The following is a 21,744-nucleotide window of genomic DNA, read 5'->3' as shown; positions in this document are numbered from 1 at the left end:
TTTTAATGAATGAGGTGTTTGTCAAAGACATTTCTAGTATTGTTAAGGGTCTTATATAAATACACTTAACAAGGAGATGGTAGTCTTGAACAATGGTGATTATCACATCAGATAGCATTTAAATAAGTGTTAAATGAGGTGCTTATCAAAGATACATTCCCGAAAAATCAGTAAATAACTTCCCTTCTTCAGGAACAGGGTGATCATTCGATTAACCCTGTTCTTTTTTTATTGTGTTTCCTTTATCTCATTTCAGAGTGCTCCAGTTCATACATCGCTAAACGGGCTCTTGCGCTTTTGTCCTTCATCCAGCTCCAGAGCCCAGCGACTAGTGAACTTCACCCTCTTCCATAAGATAAGTCAACATCGAATCACTTGCGCTCTTCGTGTTTCCTTTATCTCATTTCAGAGTGCTCCAGTTCATACGTCGCTAAACGGGCTCTTGCGCTTTTGTTCTTTTCATATTATCTATGGTAAAATACGGATAACTCCTTAAAACTACCATGCGGTTTATAAAGATGCTGTAGAAAATTGTTGCGGAGATAAATTTTTTTATGAAAGAAGTGTGAAAGTCATGAGTGATTGCATTTTTTGTAAGATTATTAACGGAGAAATTCCAAGTATGAAAGTATTTGAAAACGAGCATGTTTTCGCCTTCCTTGATATTAGTCAAGTAACAAAGGGACATACTTTAGTCGTTCCTAAAGTACATAAAGAGAATATATATGATTTGACACCTGAAATTGCAAGCAAGGTATTTGAAGTTATTCCACAAATTGCTAATTCAATAAAAAGTCAATTAAATCCAATTGGTCTCAACCTATTAAATAATAATGGAGAAAAAGCCGGTCAATCTGTTTTTCATTATCATATGCACATTATCCCGAGATATGGAAAAGGTGACGGTTTTGGTGCTGTTTGGAAAACACATAGTGATGAGTATAGTGCTGAGCAACTTCAAGAAATTGCTACTAGCATTAAAAACGGAATATGATCATCATACAAAACCAAAATTGTGCTTTGCCAGTTTTGGTTTTTTTAGCTCTTTTTTAACTTAGTGAATTCCTACCCTAATCGTTACTCACCTCGCAAACGACCATTGTCCTGATATCCTATTTGAAAAGCTATTCGCGATTACCTTACCATTAACCCCTCCCTTTATCTGATAACGCTTACCAAATAATCATTCACAAAGATGAAAATATTCAGTCTATATTTCCACGCCTTTTCATGTTAGGATATGAGTATTATTTAACGAACTTTACCAAGGAGGCAATACATTTGAGAGCTTTTAATTTTAATGCAGGTCCTGCGGCTATACCGTTACCAGTGCTAGAAAAAGCACAAAAGGAACTAGTGAATTTTCAAAATACGGGCATGTCTGTTATGGAACTAAGTCACCGCAGCAAAGATTACGAAGAAGTACACAACCGTGCTAATGCCCTACTAAGAGAACTTCTAGGCATACCGGATACGTATGAAGTATTATTTTTACAAGGTGGCGCAAGTTTACAATTTTCAATGATTCCGATGAATTTCCTTCAAGATAACAAAACAGCCCATTATATTCTGTCAGGTTCTTGGTCTGAAAAAGCGATTAAAGAGGCTGAATCTTTTGGAGAGACTAGAATATTAGCTTCAAGTAAAGATTCTAACTATACTAATATCCCTCAAAATTATTCTTTAGAGGACATTGAAAATGACGCATACTTACATATTACGTCCAACAACACAATATACGGTACACAATGGGCAGAATATCCAACAAGTCCAATTCCTTTAATCGCTGATATGTCTAGTGATATCCTTTGTAAAGAAATTGATATTGAGAAATTTTCTCTTATTTATGCTGGTGCTCAGAAAAACCTTGGACCATCTGGTGTGACGGTTGTGATCGCTAAAAAAGCTTTCCTAGAGACGGCTCGTACAAATGTCCCAACTATTCTTAAGTACTCAACACACGCAAAAAATAATTCTTTATACAATACCCCACCTACATTCGCTATTTACATGCTTTCTCTTGTGCTGGAGTGGGTTAAGGAACAGGGTGGCGTAAAAAGCATCCAAAAAACAAATGAAGAAAAGGCTGGCTTCATCTATTCTGCCATTGACAATAGTGATGGATTCTATAAAGCCCATGCTACTGAAGATAGCCGTTCATTAATGAACATAACTTTCACTTTACCAAATGAGGAATTGACAAAGAAATTCCTTCAAGAAGCAAAAGAACGCCAATTCATTGGTCTAGCTGGGCATCGTTCAATTGGTGGCTGTCGAGCTTCTACCTATAATGCAGTTCCAAAAGAGGCTTGCTCTGCATTAGCAGCATTTATGAACGACTTTAAAAACCAACATAAATAATCATCATTCGATTTTGGACAACCCATTTCCTCTCCTTGGAAATGGGTTTTTTTATAACTTTGTAACGGATGAAAATAGAATAATACATATTGAATTCCAGGGGAATTTCAAATTATCAATTGACTGAAAAATCTGTACGTATTTTATTCAAGCTGTTATAATAAACACTAACTTCTCTCGCAATAGGAAATTAGTTCATTATTGGGGAGAAAAAACGCTACTAGTTTAGAAGAGGAGAGCTGAGAAATGAATACAAAAGTTTTAGTTTCACTATCATTATTTGCCGCAATTGGGGCTGTGCTTCATATGGTCATGCCGCCATTTTATCTAGGTATGAAACCAGATATGATGTTGGTCATGATGTTTATCGGAATTATTTTATTCCCTAGCTTAAAAAATGTAACATTACTTAGTATTGTTACCGGAATTTTATCAGCCTTAACAACATCGTTTCCAGGTGGGCAAATTCCTAATATCATTGACAAGTTGATAACTGCATTCGTCTTTTATGGTCTATTCTTACTGGTAAAGAAAATTGCACAAAATGTTGTCATTGCAACCATACTAACAGTTATTGGAACAATCGTCTCCGGGACTATTTTCTTATCAACTGCATTAATGATTGTTGGTTTACCAGGTGGTGCTTCCTTTACAGCATTGTTCGTAACAGTTGTTCTACCAGGCACAATTTTTAATGGTGCTGCCATGATCCTCATTCTTCCGATTGTCATTGCAATTTTCAAACGATCAAGACTGGTGACCATCATTTAGCATTATCAATGTACTTACCCGATCTAAATTAGATCGGGTTTTATATTGCCTAATACAGACCTTTAATTGGCTACCCTTTAAAGTACAATAAAATGAGCCCAATACACAATGACCCAGCACCAACTGAAGCTAGTACCAAAACCTTTTGCTTTACTAGCTTTTTAGGTGGATAAGATGTTGACTGCTGTAATAGTCTAAAATAATGAAACGCTCCTATAAAAAGTAATAAACTTATCACAAAAAATAAAAAGATAACTCCTGACATACTCATCCCCCTTACCATTTACTAACAGACATTTCCTTTTTTAAAAAAAGATTATCGTCTTTTTTCCAATTGTAGCAAGAAAAAATTCACTACCTACATGTCCATAAGTTTTGCTTACCGATCCTTAAAAAACAAACCTTTAAGCCTATATAAATAGTTATGCGAACATGTATTTATCTATGTATAATGTTTAATGAAAGCTACTTTGGGTAACTTGAGAAGAAGGAATATTTTCGTTGAATGTAGAAAATTAACCATATACCTTACAATAATTGGAGTGATGAATATGTCAAAAAACAAAGCAATGTTCTGTGGGTTACTAATTGGTGGCCTAGTCGGTGGTATTACAACTTTATTAGTTGCTCCTAGCTCCGGAAGAGATCTACGCGGGCAATTGCAATTGAACCGTGAGCAACTTGAAGAGACTTTACATAAGCTAAAATCCGAAAGTATGTCCTTAAAGAATCAATTGGTATTAACAGCTAAAGAAGGAAAAGAGATTGTAAAAGATGTATCTACCGATCTAAAAAGATCAATTAGTCAATTCCAACAAGATATCGAACCACATAAGAATCATCTACAAAAGGAAATTGAGGAAGTAGAAAGGAAAATTAAGCAACTTGAACAAACACTACAATGAAACATAATGTTTGGCTACTTTCGAAAATTTCGTTATTTATCGCAACTAGCCTATTATGAATTTTAAACTTGTGGTCTTGCTCGTTTTACTACATTATCATTCTATTTGAAAATAGCTTCAATACAACATTAAAAAACCAAAAGTCAATTTTTATTAGTCTTAGAGAAACAAGCTTTTAGAAAAGAGCCTAATGTGTTTGTTTTTAAGTAAAAGTGCGAAGGCAACGTTGCCTTCGCACTTTTTTCACATTAAAAACTGTTGATATATAAGGAATTTTAGAAATATTTAAAAATTTCGTGAATTTATATCTTTATTAATCTTTATTTTATTGGCATAATAGATAATAATACATTCTGGGAAGAGCAGGGGTGACCGGTGATGAAACATAATGAAAAGGATTATACAATTAAAGAGGCCTTATTATTTAGTCAACGAGTTGCGCAGCTGAGTAAAGCATTGTGGAAAACAATTGAGAAGGATTGGCAACAATGGATTAAGCCGTATGATTTAAACATCAACGAGCATCATATTCTATGGATTGCTGATCATTTAAATGGAGCTTCCATTTCTGAGATTGCTAAATTCGGAGTCATGCATGTTTCAACTGCGTTTAACTTTTCAAAAAAGCTTGAGGAAAGAGGATATTTAGAGTTTTCTAAAAAGGCAAATGATAAGCGTAATACTTATATTAAGCTTACTGAGCAGGGTGAGGATATTTTAGCACAGCTTTTGGAAGATTTTAATCCAGACAAAAATTCAGTCTTTAAAGGCGCTCTACCACTTCAAAATTTATATGGTAAATTCCCTGAAATGATTGAGATGATGTGTATCATCCGAAACATTTATGGCGATGATTTCATGGAAATTTTTGAGAGGTCCTTTAATAGCATTGAAGATTCACTTTATGAGGATAACGGAACTCTGACAAAAAAGTCTCCAAATTCTGAACTATTACCCTCAAGCTGAAGACTTATGAAATGATTATTTTATTAATACCATAAAGTCTTCCATCAGAGGGCGATACAATCCTTGTTTTAACAAAGCCTGAACTGTTTCAACAATTTCTAGCTTTGCATTTAACTGACCTGCAAACTGCGTAAGGAGATTTGTGTAAATCACTAATCCTTGCGCTATTTGCTCTTCATGAAGATCACTTAGCTCGTTACATAATGTATATATCTCTTCAACCTCCCCTTTCGTTAATCCCTTCTCTATCACTAAACGATAAAAAGGTAAACGATCAGGCTCGATCATTTGCAATAATAACGTTTGATAATACTCTAATGTATCCAAACGTTTTTCTAAAGAGTCCATCCTGTCCCTTCTTTCTACGCACACATTATTGACCTTTATTGTATAGTATTTCCTTTAGTAAGAAAAGCTTAGTGAGTCAAATGTTTTATACTAGAATGAGAGAATTCAAGGTTCGATCATTACCTTTTTCGATTCTTTTTAAATTAAACGCTTACAATTAATATTTCATATTGCAATTTTTAACACACCGTCGTAAAGTATGGTAGTAATTAAGTTTTGACACTAGTTTGGACGGTGATAAAAATGAACTGTTGGAAAACCATAAACCTAACTAAAGACGTAGGTCAACATAGAATCCTTTTTTTATCGATGATTACTATGGTTTTTGTCTTTATTTTATCCTATTTATTTATTAATTTACTTTTTCCGAATGTTCATCTTAAAGACGGACATTTTTTAATGTTTGTCCTGTTATTAATTAGCATAAATCCAATTCATAAGTTATTACATGCTCTCCCTATTCTACTAAGTGGCTGCCGGGTTTCACTAAAATTAAAACAATTTTTCTGGCTTCCTACTTTTCAAATAAAAGCATGCCGAAGTATTTCTAGGGTAAATATGATTGTATCGCTTCTGGTACCATTCGTGATCATCACTTCTATTATAATATTTGGAAGTATCCAATACCCTGCTTATATGCATTATTTCTGCATTGCCATGGCCTTAAACATCGGACTATGTGTACGCGACTTTATTTTCCTTAAACATTTACTAACAGCTCCAAAGATGTCTTATATCGAAGAATATGAAGATGGTTATGAGGTACTTATTCAAAAAGAGTCATTCTGACTGAAATGATGAGTTTTCTTAGCTTGTCATTTTCTCACATTGATTACAAATTGTGAGATGTCAATGCTATCTTTTTCATAAATAGTTTGGTAATCTTATATGTATAATGAGGAAAGGGGGATCTCGAATGATAATTTTCTTCATTTTGTTTGCAGTCTTTATCTTGTTTTATATAAACAAGCTTACAAATGCTCTATGCTTAGTACGTGAGATTCCTGAAGACCGTCAAACAAAGGTTTTTAGAACGATAAATGTTCTTATCACAATCTTACTAATTTCTTCATACATAGAAATCTCATTTACGTAAATGAATAAGAACAACTATTTTTTAGTTGCCAGCAGCTAGGGCTTTCCCTACCTGCTATTTTTTTGACTAGATAGAAAAAGCGCCTAGCTCATTATAGGTCTAGCACTCAAAAAATAAATAAACACCCTTTATGAGTATCCCTAACCTTTCGAGGTAAATCTAGGCGCTTTCAATTCCTAAACTATAACCATGCTGCACCAACAATAATTAACAAGATGAACAATACAACGATTAATGCAAATCCACCTGAGTATGCTCCGCCCATTAGTACACCTCCTTTACATTTGATACGATATTCTATGCTCTTTTGCCTATTTTCGAGTAGGCTCTTGCTTATTTTTTGTTTCTACAATGTCAATAAGACTTGTTAACTTAGCAAAGATAAGCTGCTCCAATAATAATTAACAAAATAAACAATACGACAAGTAACGCAAAGTTGTTAGAAAATCCTTCACTCATAATCTATTACCTCCTTATCTTTTCAAAGTATCCTATGGTCATTTGTACGTTTGTGATTGGACGTTAGCCTAGTTTTTATCTTGAAATCACTTCTATTTCTCCAGGATTTTTTGAATTTCTAACATTATGATATAGTATTGGATATGAAAAATTTTCTAAATATCATAATTAGGAGTTGTATGACAAGATGAAGAAAGTAGTCCTTGTACTAGTTACTGCAGCAAGTCTTTTTATTTTAAATGCTTGCAACAACGCTAATTCCGAGGATGTTGTCGAAACGAAAGCTGGCAACATTACTAAAGATGAATTTTACGAAGCCTTGAAGGACCGTTTCGGTGAAGACGTTCTTACAGAACTAGTTCATGAAAAAATTCTAAATGAGAAGTATGAAGTGTCCGATAAGGAAGTGCAAGCTGAGTTTGATAAATATAAAACTCAAATGGGTGACCAATTCACGAGCATGGTTGAAATGCAAGGTGAGGACGTTGTTAAGCAAATTCTTAAGGTAGACTTATTAAGGAAAAAAGCTGCTGAAAAAGAAGTGACCGTAACTAATGATGAATTAAAAGAATATTATGAGTCATTAGAAGATAAAATCCGTGTTAGTCATATTTTGGTTGCAGACGAAACCACTGCAAAAACAGTAAAGGATAAACTAGATGCTGGAGAAAAGTTCGATGATCTAGCAAAGGAATATTCGACAGATGGTTCTGCTCAAAGTGGAGGAGATTTAGGTTGGTTTGGTGAGGGGGCAATGGTTCAGGAATTTCAAGATGCTGCCTTCAAACTAAAAGAAGGTGAAGTTAGTGATCCTGTTAAAACTGATTTTGGATACCACATTATTAAAGTGACAAATACGGTCAAACCTTTTGATGAGATGAAGGAATCCTTAAAAGATGAAATCCGCAATCAAAAACTCCAGCAGCCTGACACAATTCAAAATGCTTTGGACAAGGCCATTAAAGAGGCAAATGTTGAGGTGAAGGACAACGACTTAAAAGACCTGTTTAACGAGTCTGGGACCGACGAAAAAGAACAAAAGACAGAAGATAAATAAAAGTTACAAAAGCACCTTGATCAGCCTCAACAAGGACACACGCTCAGGATACAGCTGTACAAGAATGTTATTATTTCCTATAACACCAAGAAAGCCAACTCTTTTAGATAACGAGTTGGCTTTCTTATTTTACATAAGATCTATTTCTGTATATTGATAAGGAATTTCCCTAGGTTAGATTCAATTAACTTGCTGATTGATCATTTTGAATTTCTTGTTGTTCCATTTTTTCTCGTTTCATTTGTCTCTCCTGCTCAATACGATCAATAAATACTTGTCCTTCCTTCTCAATAAACTCTTCATCAACAATTTTGTCTTCTCGAGATGTTTTGAAGGCCATATATCCACTTACAAGAATTCCGATAACACATATATAGATCCACCATGGTAATAAAAGCATTTAATTTTCCCCCTTTTATAACTTGTACATAAGTCTATTTACAGTAACTTATGTGGAGGGACTCGATTATATTCCAGACTTTTAATATACGTGTACCAATGTATAGCTTTTATATGTGATCGCTTAACGGTTTAACGCTTTTTCTTGCATTGACTCATTCATGGAATGTTGGTTTATAAAAAGAGCGATTATCAAGAGCAAATACACGCTCTGTAAAGTCTCCTGGTTTTACACGATCCAACGCACGATCAAGCATATTCATTTTCGCATCAAGATTATCAATATAATGGAGAATTTCTGCCTCTTTTATCATTGGTGGCTTTGGACTTCCCCATTCTGCTTTACCATGATGACTAAGTACTAAATGCTGAAGTACGACGACTTCTTCGCCTTCAATTTGCAAGTGTTCTGCAGCCTTCGCTATTTCGTTTACCATAATAGATATATGACCGATCAGATTCCCTTCAACGGTGTAAGTTGTACTAATTGGGCCTGACAACTCAATTACCTTTCCTAAATCATGAAGAATCACACCAGAGTAAAGCAAGTCTGTATCTAGAGTTGGATATAAATTCGCAATAGATTTTGCTAGATCAAGCATTGATACCACATGGTAAGCAAGTCCTGAGACAAATTCATGATGATTTTTGGTGGCTGCCGGATACTCAATAAAAGCAGCCCCATGTTTTTTCAACAAATATCTAGTCAAGCGTTGAATATTTGGATTTTTCATATCAAATATATATTGAGTGATCTTTTCATTCATGACATCTTTAGCAATTGGTGCTGTTTCAAGAAAATCAGCTATATCAACCATTTCTTCATCATGTTTAGGACGTATATTCCTAATTTTCAACTGATTCCGCCCACGATAATGATGGATATCTCCAAAGACCTTCACTATATTTTGTGGTGCATAGGTTCCTTCATCATCCTGTGAAGCATCCCACAACTTTGCTTCAATTTCTCCTGAAGTATCCTGTAATATTAATGTTAAAAATGCCTTTCCGTTACTTGCAATTCCTTTAGTAGAAGATTTAATTAGTAAATGGACATCTACTTGTTCTCCAACATCATAATGAAGTATTCCTTTAGCCATTAACGTAGCTCCTCTCAATTATAAAGGTTCTATCTTTAAAATTATCATGTTAAAAAATGTGTTGCTATTGAAGAAGTTGATGAGATATTAAACGTCTTATCCAGCCGAATCCTCCCCCAAAAATAAATCTCTTTAGAGAAATTTAAGTAGCAACACTTTTTTGAAAATAGCGTTTCAACGTTTAGCTAAATACGCCAAGCTTCCTTTTGTAAAGTTAAGTATAGCATAATTCTAAGTACTTCTGTTTAAGAGGTTGTCCGAATAGTTCCAGAAAAAAAGACATAGATCCAAACTCTGTAATCGTCTCGTTTTCTCCCTTGTATTGTAAAATCCCTCATATAAATTATTCATTCTATCTAACATACAACTCAGACAAATTAACTAGATTTTCAACTTGGAATTTCCTTGCAATATGCTCATGGCAAGTAAAGTAAATAACTTGATTTTCTTGCTTTAACTCCTGTAATACCTGCAACATATTTGCAGTTCGTTGATGATCAAAGTGGACAAAGCTATCATCAATAATTATCGGTAAATTCACTTGTTCATTGATCGTTTTAACAAGCGCTAAACGAATCGATAAATAAAGCTGCTCTGCTGTTGCTTGACTTAACTCTTCTGCAAAGAAATTGATCCCATCTTCTCGTTCCACAATAAACGATTGCTTGTCATCCGGTAGAAATACCCGTTTATATTTATTTGATGTCAGCTTATTAAAATATTTTTCTATATGTGCTAACAAAGCTGGCAGTCTATCTTTACGATACCGTTCAACCGTTTGATTTAATAAATCCTTTGCAAGAGCTTTTACAACCCATTGCTCAGCAAATTCCTTAACAACCGTTTTTTCAGCTTCAAAACCGTGGAGAAGTTTTGAATAAGTTCCGTTTTGTTCAATATCCTGAATCTTTACAACTACGCTAGAGAGCTCATGTTGTAACTCCTGTTCACAGATTTCAACTTGCTTTACTTTTCTCTCAAGCTCAATTAATTGCTCCTCTATATCCTCGTATTCTCCAAAATGCAAATCGTCTAGATTAGAGCTATTTCCTGTTGCCAATTGTTTTTCAACCCACATTTTTTGTTTCAATAGTTCCTGCCTTTGTTGGTGGAGATTCGCATACTTTCTGAAATCCTCTTCATTTTCTACACCAACTTGATTCAATAGTTGTTTTTTCTTATTTTGCAAATAATGTATGTTATCGGTTAATTCGTTTATTGTTTCTTCTGTTTCCTTTTTTCTTTGTTTTACCTTCCGTAACCTATCATGTTTCTCAACTTCTAAGCTATATCGTTTATTTATTTCATATACCGCTTCCTCTATTGAATCTAGTTTAAGCGTACAGGCAACCATTGCTTGGTTTACTACTTTTTCATACTGATATTGTTCTTGTTCGATAACCTGAAGCTCATTTAATTCCTGTTGTCTTTTTAAGATAAGTTGTTGAATATGCTGAATTAATTCATATGCTTCTAATAATGCTTCTGGTGATGATTGCTGTTCTACCTGTAGAAGTTTAGCCAGACGAACTGTCTCTTCTTTACTTCGGAATTGATCATCTTCCCATTCTTCATAAAGCTTAAGAATCCTATCATATGTCCGTTCATGTTGCTTATTTAGAAGTTGTTCATGGTGTAGTGCTTGCTTCGTTTTATTGTCCTTTTCAAGTTGGAGCATGAGCTCAGGCAATGATCGGTAATCTGATCCATTTGCCTCCAATGATGCTATATCTTTCTCAAGCGTCTCGATTTTACTCGATAAATGAACGATAAGGGGGTCTTCTACCGTTAGCACACGTTTGATCTGTAGAAGAGCGAGAACGAAGCCGATGAATAACAAAAACACAAACAGCCAATTTTGTTCAACAAAAAACCAACCTGATCCGCTTAGAAGAAAAAGTGCGATCCCTCCAAATAAAAGGCTCCGTTGTTTTTTCTCTTGTTTATGTTCTTTTCTTCTACTTTGAATTTCTGTTACATTCTTCTGATACTCAGCTTTTTGAAGAGTTGGATTTAACGCTTCTCTATTCGCGATTTCATCTTCTAATGAGTTCCTTACATGATCTGACAATTGATCACTATTCAAAACAGAAATTTTCAATTCCGTTTCTTCTACTAAATTTTTGATTTGATCGAATTGATCATCTAACATTTTCTTGCGTTGTTTTAAATGTTGATCTTCTGATAAGACTTTCTTTATTGATTCTTTCATTGGAATAGTTGCAGGAATTATGCTAATTTCCTCATCAGTTAAGTGAGGAAGTAATCGTTGTTTAAAGATTGCTACTTCCTGGTATAGCTGTTCGACCCTCTGTTCCTTTTGATTGCGGCGATTCTGTTTCTCCTTATATAAAGGCAGCTGCTCTCTAAGAGTTTGGATAGAAGGAAAGAGCTGAAGGACATCTTGATTAACTACTAATTCCTCTTCTTCTAACTGGTCTTGGTGATGCTTACTATTCAGTGAATGAAGTTGTGCCTCATGTGGTTGAAGAGTAACAATTAATTGGTCCAGTTGTTTTAAACCGTCCTCAGGAAAGCTTGATGTATCTGGAAGAAGCTTCAATTGCTCTAAACACCAATTCTGTTCACGTACGAGTGGTAATACCGATTGAATCTTTTCAAGTTCTCTTTGTTTTGCATAATATTCCTTTTTTGAAAATGTGAATGAGGAAAGCTGTTTTTCAAGGTCCGTACGCATGTTTAGTAGTAATTGATACTCGTTGTTTTTCCGTTTAGCATCAACTAGTTTCCCATTGCTCTCCTTTAATTTAAAAAGTGCCTCATTTATAATTGGTCTTTTCCCACTAGGCTTAAAGAGTGATTCCTGCTGTTTTATAAGTGTATTTTCAATTGTAAAAAGAGCATCAGCACCATAAATACTAGATAGAAATAAAAATTTTCCAATTTGATCAGAGTTCATTTTTTGAATTTGTTGAAGACCATGGATATCAAATGAGAAAATTGAGCGATATGTATCCCGATCAATTCCACTAAGGATGGTTTGTAAATATTCCACTCCTTGAACAGTATCATCTACTTCAATTACTACCTCACCCCCTACCTTTCCTGGGAGCCTCTCCACCTTTATTATCTTATTATCCTCTGTGCGAAGAATAAGATAACCTCCATAACCTGTTCCTTTTTTAGGTTGATAGCGATTTTCCGTTTGTTGCTTTGAGGGAAAGCCAAATATAATGCTATGAATAAAGGACATAATCGTTGATTTACCTGCTTCATTTTCACCATATATAACCTGTAGCTTTGAATCAGTTAATTCGATTGCCTGCTGTTCAAACTTTCCGTATCCATAAATCATCAGTTTTTCTATCTTCATCTCTACTTCACCTCACTTTGCAGCTGCAATAGCTCATTATGTAAAAGTTTCTCCGCCTCCTTTAAAAGCTGTTCCTGTTCTTCTAAAGTAAATCCTTCTAGGTATTTCCGGTAAACTGGGTGCTGAGCAAGAGGTTCTACAACTTCATCGAATGACTGATACTCATCAACTGTTGTTTGCAAATCATTGAAAAATGATAAAAGCTTTGGATTATTTTTATTCTCAATTGGCAAATATGATTTGTTGACTAGTTTCACGACCCTAACAAAGTGTTCAGTTTCCGTTTTATCTTCATTTAGCGCATCCATTATATCTTGTATCGTCTGCTGCGATTGTAAGAGACTTGCAAGCACACCTTCTCCAGTGAAAACAAAGGTTAGGCAAGTAGCTTGGTGATTGATTTGTGCCAGTGTCTGAGTACACTTCTGTAGCAAATCCGAAACGTTACTAAGTCCATCAATTGAAACCTCAGCCTCTTTCCAGATCACTTCTTCTGTACCTATAAACGTAGCACTACTAGTAATTGACTCTTGCATCACAACATAATAAAATCCCTTTTCACCAGACTCTTTACGATGTCGTCCTTGAATATTTCCTGGATAAGCTATGATCGGATCCTTATCATGAAGAAGCTGCCGTTTATGGATATGACCTAAAGCCCAATAATCAAAATCCTTATTTAGCAACTCATTTACTTTAAATGGACAATAAACATCATGCTCTTTATTCCCCTCAATAGAACCATGAAGCATTCCAATATGATGGACAGTAGAATTATCCTGCTTTCTATAATTAGCCGTCATATTTTCGACTACGGACCGCGTTGGGTAACTATAGCCATAAATATAAGCAGCTGGTTTCTTGTTTTTATGGTAAATTTTCATCTCTACCTGATTACTAGAAAACACATGAACATTATCTGGCCATTGTAAGTCTAGCCATTTACCACCCATATGATCATGATTTCCATGAATAACAAACACATCAATACTAGCCTGCTGTAATCGTTCAAATTCCTTTTTTAATCGGAGCTGTGCTTTAAGACTTCTTTCCTCACCATCATATAAATCTCCGGAAAGCAATACAAAATCTACCTGCTCCTTGATTGCAAAGGAAATCAGCCTAGAAAACGCTAAAAATGTACTTTCTCTCAATCTTTCAAATAACCATGAAGGCAAGTACTTTAAACCGACAAACGGACTATCTAAATGTAGATCTGCTGCATGGATAAAGCGAATTGTATTTTTCATTATGTTCACCCTTTATTTTAGCCATTTACATTAAACTATCTTTCATTATTTTACCATCATCGACATGCGAATGCACGTTCTCAAACAGTAGATGATTAAGAAAGCCCGTTTCTAAAGTCGGTTGCTCTCAAATCGGTAAAGATGACAAACTAATTAATCGAAGAAAACTCGGGTAACTCGCTAAATATATAGGAGATCTCACAAAGTAAGTACCTTTTATCGTTATTAAAAAAATCCGCGCAAAAAGACTCCGAACATATCGGAGTCTTTTCACACTATTTAGTAAACATTGTAACGCTCAGTCCTACAAATCTGTAAGGTGTATACCAACTTATTTATCTTTTGACATCATCAAAGCCTTTTTTAAGTCCTTGAAGGATGAAGACTTCCCATAGATGAGAACGCCACCTTTATAAACTCGGGCCCCAAACACAGCCAAAATAATGATCGAAGCTAACAGGATTGCAATCGATAAACCAATTTCCCATGCCGGAATATTCAACATTCCAACCCTTAGGAACATAATCATTGGTGTAAAGAAAGGAATATACGAGCTTATCGTTATAAATGGTGTGTCGGGATTAGTTAATCCAAACATCGCGATCATAAATGCTCCAACAATGATGAAGATCATTGGTGAGATTAATTGCTGGACATCCTCAATTCTACTGACGAGCGAACCAAGAAAAGCAGCTAGTGTTGCAAACAAGAAGTATCCTAAAATAAAGTAAATTCCTGCATAAATAAACGTTGAAGTAGGAATATCACTAAACCCGATAGCTCCTCCTGTCATCGCACTTATTTCATCAATTTTAGACTTAATAGAGACAAATCCAAACCCAAGTATCACTAGCATTTGCGTGATACTTAATAATCCGATTCCGATTAACTTTGCAAACATTTGTTTCACTGGAGAAACACTTGAAATTAAAATTTCCATAACCCTTGAAGCCTTTTCTGTCGCTACTTCTGTAGCAATCATGCTAGCATAAAAGATCACAGAAAAGTAAATGACAAATAACAAGACATAGACAAGCCCTCTTGCCTGATTTAGTTCTTCCTCTGTTTTCGCATTATCCTCAAGTGCTACTTTATTTATTTCAACAGGAGTAAACAATTGATTTAACTCATCTGATTCTAAACCTAACATTTCTCTGCCAATCTCTTGTTTTGTTGCTTGTAGTACTTGCTGAATTTGTGTAAAGGTTTGACTATCTGTCATTGACAGCGTTTTTACCGTTGCTGTTGGCAATTGATTTTGATCAACTGCTAAGACAATTAATCCATCTATTTCTTCTCCAACTACTTGTTTATCTACCTCAGTTTCTGATTTGGTTGATTTTTCGATTGTAATTGGAACTTCACTAATTTCAAGATTTTTTTCAAACAGCGTATAGAGTTCATTCGTTTCATCTAGTACTGCAAATGTTTTCGCTTCCTCATCTTTATTAAAGGTTTCCATGATTGTTGCTATATTTGAGAGACCAAATAGAATTAAAACAGTTAACAATGTGGTAATAATAAATGATTTCGTTTTAATTTTATTTAGATACGTATGTGCAACCATAATCCAGAATTTACTCATAGGATGCACCAACCTTTTCTATAAAAATATCATTTAATGATGGCTCTTCTAATGCGAATTTACGGACAAAACCTTTACCTTGCAACTCTTGAAAAATAACCTTGGCAACATCCTCATTCTTAATTTGTAACTCTACACCCTCAGATGTTTTCTTGAACTTCGTTACTCCTTGTATTCCTTCTAAAAAGCCCATATCAAAATCACCTTGAACAAATACATTCTTCTTGCCAAATGACTGCTTAATCTCTCTAAGTGATCCATGTAAAACAGGCTTTCCTTGATGCATTATACATAAATTCTGGCAAAGCTCCTCAACATGCTCCATTCGATGACTTGCAAATACAATAGATGTACCCGATTCTTTTAGATCAACAACAGCCTGTTTTAATAATTCAACATTCAGTGGGTCTAATCCACTAAAAGGCTCATCCAAAATGAGTAATTTTGGTTTATGAAGCACAGCTGTGATAAATTGAATTTTTTGCTGGTTTCCTTTAGAGAGTTCCTCCACTTTTTTGTTTGCATACTCCGGGACTTTGAACCGCTCAAGCCAATAATCCATTTCTTTTAAAACTTCTTGTTTCGACATTCCTTTTAATCTACCTAAATAAATTAATTGATCCCGCACCTTAAGCTTGGGATACAGACCTCTTTCCTCAGGTAAATAACCGATTTGATCACTATCATCATATGAAATTTTCTTCCCATTCCATTTAATTGAGCCATCGGTTGGATTTAACAAACCTAAGATCATTCTAAAGGTTGTTGTTTTCCCTGCACCATTCGCTCCTAGAAATCCAAAAATCTCTTGGTCTGGAATTGTTATTGTTAACTGGTCAACAGCTGCATGTGTTCCAAAACGCTTTGTTACATTATTAATGTCAAGACTCATACTCCCACTCCCTTCCAGTTTAGTAATACGGATAACGCAAGAGAAGGTTTCATCTTTATGCAGGAATACCAAAACGAAATACGAATCCTATATGAATAGGAATACACTATTAAGGAGGAATCAAGAATTGACCATCTATTATTTAACCGTATTTGAGACTGATGGGGAAAAATTACTAGATGAAGGGTTTCAAGCACATTCTGAACTAGAGGCAAAAGAAATTAGTCAACAGAAGCTACTTGATAAAAATTACTCTGATAAAATCTATCGTTGTACGTCAGCTTCTGGAAAGCTGATTTTAGTTAATTATTAGATAACTTAGTTATGGACAACTTCTTTGACTTATTAAAGTCTGAATTTCTTTATCTAGAAGAGTTTGAAAGCATTTTATAATAGAATTAGAAAAATATATCAAGTGTTACAATCACAAGCGTATAAGGATAAACTAAAAGGATTGGGCCCTGTTGAGTACAGGATCCAATCCTTGATAGTTGCTTCTTTCCCTATAGCATCCGCTACCTGAAAAAGTAAGCTAACTCCCTAAATTTAATAGCCATACCTTAAGTTTTGCTTTTGGATAATAAACCTTGCCATTTATAACAATATGAGGAATACCCGGATGTTCTTGAATTAGTGATTTTGCATCTTCTTTAGAAATACCTATAAAATGATGTACTGCGTTTTCTTTTATAAGTTCATGTTCATCATCATCATCTAATGAATCGATTAGATTTTTTGCATATGGATTTTTAAAGTTCTTAAGTCCGTCACCAATACAGTAGCCTGCAGCGGCAATTCCTAAGCCAATCCAAATTAGATCCCACTCCATTTAAATGTCCTCCTAGATATGTAATATCCCTTAATTATACATAACTCTAGACATTAAGCTTATTAAATTTCAATGGCCTCTAAACTGTGGCAACCGCTTTTCTAAGAAAGCATGAACTCCTTCGTGATGATCTTTAGTGCTTCTCATCTCAAGCTGTTTTGTTGTTTCCGCATTTAGTGTATCTATTAATAAAGAAGTCTCTTGCTTACTATAAATTAATTTAGAGGCAATCATAGCTAAAAGTGGTCTTGCTTCCATCCTTTTTTTCATTACATCGATTTGCTCTGCAGTATCCTCTTTATATAGTTCATCGATGAGCCCTAATTTTAGTGCTTCAGTTGCATTCATCGATTTCCCTTCCCAAATAACTTGTTTTGCCATATGTTCACCCAGTCTCTTCTTTAAGAAGAAATGACCGCCACCATCTGGCACAAGTCCTATATTGATAAAATTCATCGCTACCCTTGCTTCTGTTTGTGCGATCACCATGTCAGATGCTAATGCAAAACTCAGTCCTAACCCTGCTGCAGGACCATTAAGAAGACTAATCGTTACTGCAGGCATCGTATATAAAGTAACAATCATATTTTTAATATTCTCCATTACAGAATGAAAGCCAGTTTCATCTTTATTTGATACCATAGTTTTTAGGTCACCACCGGCTGAAAACGCTCGCCCCTTACCCGTAATGAACAATAACTTTACGTCTGATTCTGCGATTTCCTTTAAACTATGTGCTAATTCCGCTAACATCGGCACATTCATTGCATTTAATGATTCTACTCTGTTCAAATATAAAGTAGCAGTGTTTCCCTCTTTAACTAATTCGACTGTTTGATAACTCATCCTCTTCACCCCTTATTCATGTTTAAAGCTGTTTTTGCAAAGGTTGTTTTTTTCCACAAAGTACAAATATACACTTTCTAGTATATCTTCTTGCTCTTTTCGTTAAATCTCACTGTTATTCCTCTAGAGATAACCTTAATTTACTCATAAAAATCCAAAAGCTGATTTTTATAGGCACTAGAGCAACAAACTTTTAGAGAAAAGCCTTGTTTAAAGACCATTTCGGAAGGACGGTTACAGAATCCTCTATTTTTCTAAAAATTGTCGCTTACTTCTTGTATAGTGGTCAACACGTCAAAAAAGACCAGTATCTCTACTAGTCTTGGTAACAATCGCATATTCGTTTAACTAACTCATTTATTCATTTATAAATAACTCTTCTAACATGTTAATTTTCTCATCCGTGTAATGCTTAAAGCCATCATTATATGATTTAGGATCTTTCGGATTAGCAAAGTGAGTAATTTTCCTTGTCTCAGGATGAACAAATTTACTTGCTGCACCACAACCAATTCCAATAATCGTTTGTTGCTCTTCCATGATCATAATATTATATAGACTGTCCTGTCCTTTAAGGGAGTAGCCGACATTTTCTAGATTTCCTAGAATGTTTTTTTGGCGATATAAGTAATAAGGAGCATAGCCGTGATCTGCTGTCCATGAAATAGCATGATCCATCATCGTCGTGATTTCTTCCCGATTTGCAACCTTGTATTTATGTTTATTCAGGGTCATCTCAGAGGCACGTTTAAAAGAAAGAGTATGAACTGTTAATGATTCTGGCATTAACTTAGCTGATTCTTCGAGAGAGTAATCAAATTCCTCAATACCTTCACCTGGTAAACCGATAATTAAATCCATATTAATATTATTCATACCCATACTTCTAGCGAGATGGAACTTATCAATTGTTTCCTCTACTGTGTGATGACGACCAATTGCCTTTAACGTCTCTTGTGTGTAAGATTGTGGGTTAATGCTTATCCGATCAATTTTCCATTTATTTAAAACTTCTAGTTTTTCCTTGGTAATCGTATCAGGACGTCCAGCCTCAACTGTTATTTCCCTGATGCTTTTAACATTTGGAAAGGACTCAACCATTTCTTCATAAAGCATATCCATCTCTTCAGCAGAAATGCTAGTTGGTGTTCCTCCACCATAATAAACTGTGGTAATCTTGATTCCCTTTTCCTTTAACCAACGACCAATTTCCCTCATTTCAAAATGCAATCCACCGAGAAATGAATCGACAGCTCCATTGCGGTTGTTTATTGCATACGCAGGGAATGTACAGTAGGCACATTTTGTCGGACAAAACGGAATGCCAATATAGATGCTGACTTCATTTGCAAGAGAATCCAAGTCTGGAATCACTTGTAATTGTCTTTCCACAATTTGTTGCATAAGCTGAATCTTTTCTTCAGAGAGTAAGTATTCTTCTCTAAACATTCGATGAATATCTTGCTCTGACATTCCTTCTTGTCGCTTTTTATGATATAACTTTGTAGGTCGTATCCCTGTGAGAATTCCCCACTTTTGAACCATTCCTGTATAATCTTGAAGAATCGTCAAATACACAAAGGATAGTGTATTTTTAATAAATCTTAGGCGATCCTTTCCTTCAATATGTGAAGCGATAGTTTGTTTTTTGCTTGCAACGTATTCCTTCCCATCTTGCGTATACAAAGTACCTTTAAAGAAAATACTCTCATTCTCTTCTTCCATGATAAACTCTGCTTTAAGGCCCGCATCGCCTTCCGCAAAGCAAAGCTCAGTCTCTTCAAAAAATAAATTACCAATTAAACGAAGCGGTCTATGGAAACGCTCATCCTCTATACCTTTAATATATATTTTCATTAGATCCACCTTAACTTCTATTTTGACTTTCTCTAGTGTACAGAAAAATCTCCATATCGGTCAATGTTAGAAAATAGTAGCTTCCCACACTCAATGCAGAATGTTTGTCATATTCCCTCATAGGACAAACATACAATAAAAGTAACTTAACTTATATTAGGAGGCAGTACCATTGAAAAAATTCACTCCTATTTTTTTGATCGTTGCAGTTATTGCAATCATTGGATACTTCGATTCCTCTCAATTTGCTGAGAAAGAAGCAGCAATTACTAGTTTTTCGTTACCGACAGAAGTGACAACATCTGCAAATGCCACTAGTGATCAAGAAAGTGAGCAGCCTAAGCAACTTCCTATCCTTGAGACTAAGCTTGTTGATGTCACAGAAGATGCAGGTTATGTTGTTGAGGTATACCGTGAATTCGAAGTATATAAAGATGACGAAGGCGAGATTATTGAGCGTATTCCAACAGAAAATTATCAATACTTACGATACAAGGAATAAAGTAGTAAAGAGGCTGATACATGATCAGCCTCTTTTTATTAGGCTCATTTCTAAAAGATTGTTGCTCTAGTACAAATAAAAATCGGCTTTTCGATATTTATGATGTAAATTAAAGCGATCTCTAAAGGCTTATCAAAGTGATTTTGCGAAAAGAACACGATGATATATTTTAAACATGTACAATAGTACTTGTACGAAAAACAACAATCTTTGCGAAAACAGTCTTTTATAAATCCGTTGAAACTACATAAAGTCAAAAAAGTACCTTATCACATGTAAAAACACAGGAGCAGTATATGTTAAACTATCAACACGATTTAAATAACTATCTTTCAATGCATTAAATTTTTCATTAGCACCCATCAATAAGTCTCTTTTCAATACAGATATTGTTAAACTACCAAAGTAGCCGGTTATGCTAATCATCACGCCTGAAAGAATTCCAAATGTTACATCAAAAGGTGTTAAATAAGAATAAATAAAGTAAGAGACAACTGTTGTAACCACTGTTGCTCCAAGAAAACCCTCCCATGTAATATGAGGATTGGCAGAAGGAACAACCTTCCTCTTTCCAAGATAAATGGAGATCAAGTGATGAACGACATCATTGATTTGTGTTAATAGAACAAGGAATAACACTAGGTTAGCACCATATTCGGGTGATGCAATTTGAAAGAAAGCCAAATGACTTAGACCAAACACCATTAACATAAGTCCCCATTGTGTTGAACTAACAGATCGTAGAAAGCCACTGGTTCCTTTTCCTAATAGTCTTGGTATCGGCAGAAACAGAAAAACATAAACAGGAATAAAGACAATAAACATGCCGTACCATCCTATATAGATCCAATAAAATTGGACCGGAATTGCAAGGTAAGACCAAAGGAAAATTCGACGATCTGCTTTCCTCGTTTTCATCATTGAAAAATATTCTTTTAAACCAAAAAAGCATAAAACCATTAATGATAATAATGAGACAATTGGATTAAATAATGTAGCCAAACAAAACACCACGAACATACCCCACCAGGTTTTCACCTTAAATAGAACAGCTGAAAAGTCTTTATTTGGCTCTTTTTTCTTCACAATATAAAAGGAAATCGTGACGAAAGTTAGACTTGAAAATATAATAAAAAGGGTCCACAGTGTTGTAACCAAATTTCACACCTCCTTTAGTTAGGCTCTTT

Annotated in this window: 24 protein-coding genes and 1 pseudogene; 11 read left to right on the top strand and 14 right to left on the bottom strand. The window is 34.8% G+C overall.

All coding sequences use genetic code 11. From position 1 onward, the window contains the following. The first annotated feature begins 574 nt into the window (after positions 1-574). The 3 genes from AC6CHR_RS15845 (at position 575) to AC6CHR_RS15835 (ending at position 3,132) form a co-directional block, all read left to right on the top strand. Positions 575-994: an HIT family protein gene (locus tag AC6CHR_RS15845; protein ID WP_498249968.1), complete on the top strand. Its 420-nt coding sequence runs from the start codon at positions 575-577 to the stop codon at positions 992-994. Positions 995-1,230: 236 nt separating this feature from the next. Further along, complete coding sequence (gene serC, locus AC6CHR_RS15840; protein WP_498249967.1) at positions 1,231-2,361, top strand: 3-phosphoserine/phosphohydroxythreonine transaminase; 1,131 nt, start codon at positions 1,231-1,233, stop codon at positions 2,359-2,361. 246 nt (positions 2,362-2,607) lie between these two features. Next, positions 2,608-3,132 (top strand): tryptophan transporter, encoded by a 525-nt coding sequence (locus AC6CHR_RS15835; protein ID WP_498249966.1) that lies wholly within the window; start codon positions 2,608-2,610, stop codon positions 3,130-3,132. 70 nt (positions 3,133-3,202) lie between these two features. Here the strand turns inward: AC6CHR_RS15835 and yhzF are convergent, their stop codons facing one another. Continuing rightward, complete coding sequence (yhzF, locus tag AC6CHR_RS15830) at positions 3,203-3,397, bottom strand: membrane protein YhzF (RefSeq protein ID WP_498249965.1); 195 nt, start codon at positions 3,395-3,397, stop codon at positions 3,203-3,205. 286 nt (positions 3,398-3,683) lie between these two features. Between yhzF and AC6CHR_RS15825 the strand changes: the two genes are divergently transcribed. Further along, entirely contained in the window at positions 3,684-4,037 is a 354-nt protein-coding gene (locus AC6CHR_RS15825) for a YtxH domain-containing protein (protein WP_498249964.1), read from the top strand. 378 nt (positions 4,038-4,415) lie between these two features. After that, positions 4,416-5,003 carry an HTH-type transcriptional regulator Hpr gene (locus tag AC6CHR_RS15820; RefSeq protein ID WP_498249963.1) on the top strand — a complete coding sequence of 196 codons (588 nt, stop codon included), beginning with the start codon at positions 4,416-4,418 and terminating at the stop codon, positions 5,001-5,003. 15 nt (positions 5,004-5,018) lie between these two features. On the opposite strand, the gene AC6CHR_RS15815 is transcribed toward AC6CHR_RS15820, so the two are convergent. Continuing rightward, a complete protein-coding gene (locus tag AC6CHR_RS15815; RefSeq protein ID WP_498249962.1) occupies positions 5,019-5,351 on the bottom strand; it encodes a DUF1878 family protein in 333 nt (110 codons plus the stop codon). A 309-nt stretch (positions 5,352-5,660) separates the two neighbouring features. Here AC6CHR_RS15815 and AC6CHR_RS15810 point away from each other — a divergent pair, with 309 nt between their 5' ends. After that, on the top strand, positions 5,661-6,140 hold the full coding sequence (locus tag AC6CHR_RS15810; protein ID WP_498249961.1) for a DUF3267 domain-containing protein: 480 nt from the start codon (positions 5,661-5,663) through the stop codon (positions 6,138-6,140). A gap of 127 nt (positions 6,141-6,267) precedes the next feature. Further along, the gene (locus AC6CHR_RS15805; protein ID WP_498249960.1) at positions 6,268-6,447 is read left to right on the top strand and encodes a hypothetical protein; all 180 of its coding nucleotides are present in this window, start codon (positions 6,268-6,270) and stop codon (positions 6,445-6,447) included. 181 nt (positions 6,448-6,628) lie between these two features. Here the strand turns inward: AC6CHR_RS15805 and AC6CHR_RS15800 are convergent, their stop codons facing one another. Both AC6CHR_RS15800 and AC6CHR_RS15795 read right to left on the bottom strand, forming a co-directional pair. Continuing rightward, positions 6,629-6,712, bottom strand: coding sequence for a YjcZ family sporulation protein (locus AC6CHR_RS15800; protein WP_207979527.1), 84 nt, complete (start codon positions 6,710-6,712; stop codon positions 6,629-6,631). A gap of 107 nt (positions 6,713-6,819) precedes the next feature. After that, on the bottom strand, positions 6,820-6,906 hold the full coding sequence (locus AC6CHR_RS15795) for a YjcZ family sporulation protein (RefSeq protein WP_498250056.1): 87 nt from the start codon (positions 6,904-6,906) through the stop codon (positions 6,820-6,822). 187 nt (positions 6,907-7,093) lie between these two features. Between AC6CHR_RS15795 and AC6CHR_RS15790 the strand changes: the two genes are divergently transcribed. Beyond that, positions 7,094-7,963, top strand: a complete 870-nt coding sequence (locus AC6CHR_RS15790) for a peptidylprolyl isomerase (protein ID WP_498249959.1) — start codon at positions 7,094-7,096, stop codon at positions 7,961-7,963. A 184-nt stretch (positions 7,964-8,147) separates the two neighbouring features. On the opposite strand, the gene AC6CHR_RS15785 is transcribed toward AC6CHR_RS15790, so the two are convergent. The 6 genes from AC6CHR_RS15785 to AC6CHR_RS15760 form a co-directional block, all read right to left on the bottom strand. Beyond that, complete coding sequence (locus AC6CHR_RS15785; protein WP_498249958.1) at positions 8,148-8,363, bottom strand: sporulation YhaL family protein; 216 nt, start codon at positions 8,361-8,363, stop codon at positions 8,148-8,150. Positions 8,364-8,517: 154 nt separating this feature from the next. Further along, positions 8,518-9,462: a 3'-5' exoribonuclease YhaM gene (yhaM, locus tag AC6CHR_RS15780; protein ID WP_498249957.1), complete on the bottom strand. Its 945-nt coding sequence runs from the start codon at positions 9,460-9,462 to the stop codon at positions 8,518-8,520. A 352-nt stretch (positions 9,463-9,814) separates the two neighbouring features. Next, on the bottom strand, positions 9,815-12,796 hold the full coding sequence (locus tag AC6CHR_RS15775) for an ATP-binding protein (protein WP_498249956.1): 2,982 nt from the start codon (positions 12,794-12,796) through the stop codon (positions 9,815-9,817). A 2-nt stretch (positions 12,797-12,798) separates the two neighbouring features. Beyond that, positions 12,799-14,046 (bottom strand): metallophosphoesterase family protein, encoded by a 1,248-nt coding sequence (locus AC6CHR_RS15770; protein ID WP_498249955.1) that lies wholly within the window; start codon positions 14,044-14,046, stop codon positions 12,799-12,801. A 331-nt stretch (positions 14,047-14,377) separates the two neighbouring features. Further along, positions 14,378-15,631 (bottom strand): ABC transporter permease, encoded by a 1,254-nt coding sequence (locus AC6CHR_RS15765; RefSeq protein ID WP_498249954.1) that lies wholly within the window; start codon positions 15,629-15,631, stop codon positions 14,378-14,380. Continuing rightward, a complete protein-coding gene (locus tag AC6CHR_RS15760; protein ID WP_498249953.1) occupies positions 15,624-16,523 on the bottom strand; it encodes an ABC transporter ATP-binding protein in 900 nt (299 codons plus the stop codon). The genes AC6CHR_RS15765 and AC6CHR_RS15760 overlap by 8 nt, the downstream gene beginning before the upstream one ends. A gap of 127 nt (positions 16,524-16,650) precedes the next feature. Here AC6CHR_RS15760 and AC6CHR_RS15755 point away from each other — a divergent pair, with 127 nt between their 5' ends. Together AC6CHR_RS15755 and AC6CHR_RS15750 are read left to right on the top strand one after the other, a co-directional pair. Then, complete coding sequence (locus AC6CHR_RS15755; RefSeq protein WP_498249952.1) at positions 16,651-16,836, top strand: YhzD family protein; 186 nt, start codon at positions 16,651-16,653, stop codon at positions 16,834-16,836. Then, positions 16,836-17,046, top strand: a pseudogene (locus AC6CHR_RS15750) (IS3 family transposase); the annotation flags it as partial. The gene AC6CHR_RS15755 and the pseudogene AC6CHR_RS15750, both read left to right, overlap by 1 nt. Positions 17,047-17,055: 9 nt before the next feature. Here the strand turns inward: AC6CHR_RS15750 and AC6CHR_RS15745 are convergent. From AC6CHR_RS15745 to AC6CHR_RS15735, 3 genes are all read right to left on the bottom strand, one after another. Beyond that, positions 17,056-17,352, bottom strand: a complete 297-nt coding sequence (locus AC6CHR_RS15745; RefSeq protein WP_498249951.1) for a DNA-binding protein — start codon at positions 17,350-17,352, stop codon at positions 17,056-17,058. A gap of 69 nt (positions 17,353-17,421) precedes the next feature. Continuing rightward, the gene (locus AC6CHR_RS15740) at positions 17,422-18,198 is read right to left on the bottom strand and encodes an enoyl-CoA hydratase (RefSeq protein WP_498249950.1); all 777 of its coding nucleotides are present in this window, start codon (positions 18,196-18,198) and stop codon (positions 17,422-17,424) included. A 357-nt stretch (positions 18,199-18,555) separates the two neighbouring features. Next, positions 18,556-20,055 (bottom strand): coproporphyrinogen III oxidase, encoded by a 1,500-nt coding sequence (locus AC6CHR_RS15735; RefSeq protein WP_498249949.1) that lies wholly within the window; start codon positions 20,053-20,055, stop codon positions 18,556-18,558. A gap of 172 nt (positions 20,056-20,227) precedes the next feature. Here AC6CHR_RS15735 and AC6CHR_RS15730 point away from each other — a divergent pair, with 172 nt between their 5' ends. Further along, complete coding sequence (locus AC6CHR_RS15730) at positions 20,228-20,557, top strand: hypothetical protein (protein WP_498249948.1); 330 nt, start codon at positions 20,228-20,230, stop codon at positions 20,555-20,557. A gap of 243 nt (positions 20,558-20,800) precedes the next feature. Here AC6CHR_RS15730 and AC6CHR_RS15725 read toward each other — a convergent pair whose 3' ends face one another. Next, a complete protein-coding gene (locus AC6CHR_RS15725) occupies positions 20,801-21,715 on the bottom strand; it encodes a phosphatidate cytidylyltransferase (RefSeq protein ID WP_498249947.1) in 915 nt (304 codons plus the stop codon). Positions 21,716-21,744 lie beyond the last annotated feature (29 nt).

Source organism: Metabacillus sp. GQ13 (assembly GCF_059758525.1).
The sequence above is the reverse complement of the archived record's forward strand: the minus strand, read 5'-3'. Positions and strand labels throughout refer to the sequence as shown.

What these genes read in the sequence shown, in the direction of transcription:
- AC6CHR_RS15845 (WP_498249968.1), top strand. Translation starts at nt 575, where the DNA reads ATGAGTGATTGCATTTTTTGTAAGATTATTAACGGAGAAATTCCAAGT.
- serC (WP_498249967.1), top strand. Translation starts at nt 1,231, where the DNA reads ATGTTAGGATATGAGTATTATTTAACGAACTTTACCAAGGAGGCAATA.
- AC6CHR_RS15835 (WP_498249966.1), top strand. Translation starts at nt 2,608, where the DNA reads ATGAATACAAAAGTTTTAGTTTCACTATCATTATTTGCCGCAATTGGG.
- yhzF (WP_498249965.1), bottom strand. Translation starts at nt 3,397, where the DNA reads ATGTCAGGAGTTATCTTTTTATTTTTTGTGATAAGTTTATTACTTTTT.
- AC6CHR_RS15825 (WP_498249964.1), top strand. Translation starts at nt 3,684, where the DNA reads ATGTCAAAAAACAAAGCAATGTTCTGTGGGTTACTAATTGGTGGCCTA.
- AC6CHR_RS15820 (WP_498249963.1), top strand. Translation starts at nt 4,416, where the DNA reads ATGAAACATAATGAAAAGGATTATACAATTAAAGAGGCCTTATTATTT.
- AC6CHR_RS15815 (WP_498249962.1), bottom strand. Translation starts at nt 5,351, where the DNA reads ATGGACTCTTTAGAAAAACGTTTGGATACATTAGAGTATTATCAAACG.
- AC6CHR_RS15810 (WP_498249961.1), top strand. Translation starts at nt 5,661, where the DNA reads ATGATTACTATGGTTTTTGTCTTTATTTTATCCTATTTATTTATTAAT.
- AC6CHR_RS15805 (WP_498249960.1), top strand. Translation starts at nt 6,268, where the DNA reads ATGATAATTTTCTTCATTTTGTTTGCAGTCTTTATCTTGTTTTATATA.
- AC6CHR_RS15800 (WP_207979527.1), bottom strand. Translation starts at nt 6,712, where the DNA reads ATGGGCGGAGCATACTCAGGTGGATTTGCATTAATCGTTGTATTGTTC.
- AC6CHR_RS15795 (WP_498250056.1), bottom strand. Translation starts at nt 6,906, where the DNA reads ATGAGTGAAGGATTTTCTAACAACTTTGCGTTACTTGTCGTATTGTTT.
- AC6CHR_RS15790 (WP_498249959.1), top strand. Translation starts at nt 7,094, where the DNA reads ATGAAGAAAGTAGTCCTTGTACTAGTTACTGCAGCAAGTCTTTTTATT.
- AC6CHR_RS15785 (WP_498249958.1), bottom strand. Translation starts at nt 8,363, where the DNA reads ATGCTTTTATTACCATGGTGGATCTATATATGTGTTATCGGAATTCTT.
- yhaM (WP_498249957.1), bottom strand. Translation starts at nt 9,462, where the DNA reads ATGGCTAAAGGAATACTTCATTATGATGTTGGAGAACAAGTAGATGTC.
- AC6CHR_RS15775 (WP_498249956.1), bottom strand. Translation starts at nt 12,796, where the DNA reads ATGAAGATAGAAAAACTGATGATTTATGGATACGGAAAGTTTGAACAG.
- AC6CHR_RS15770 (WP_498249955.1), bottom strand. Translation starts at nt 14,046, where the DNA reads ATGAAAAATACAATTCGCTTTATCCATGCAGCAGATCTACATTTAGAT.
- AC6CHR_RS15765 (WP_498249954.1), bottom strand. Translation starts at nt 15,631, where the DNA reads ATGAGTAAATTCTGGATTATGGTTGCACATACGTATCTAAATAAAATT.
- AC6CHR_RS15760 (WP_498249953.1), bottom strand. Translation starts at nt 16,523, where the DNA reads ATGAGTCTTGACATTAATAATGTAACAAAGCGTTTTGGAACACATGCA.
- AC6CHR_RS15745 (WP_498249951.1), bottom strand. Translation starts at nt 17,352, where the DNA reads ATGGAGTGGGATCTAATTTGGATTGGCTTAGGAATTGCCGCTGCAGGC.
- AC6CHR_RS15740 (WP_498249950.1), bottom strand. Translation starts at nt 18,198, where the DNA reads ATGAGTTATCAAACAGTCGAATTAGTTAAAGAGGGAAACACTGCTACT.
- AC6CHR_RS15735 (WP_498249949.1), bottom strand. Translation starts at nt 20,055, where the DNA reads ATGAAAATATATATTAAAGGTATAGAGGATGAGCGTTTCCATAGACCG.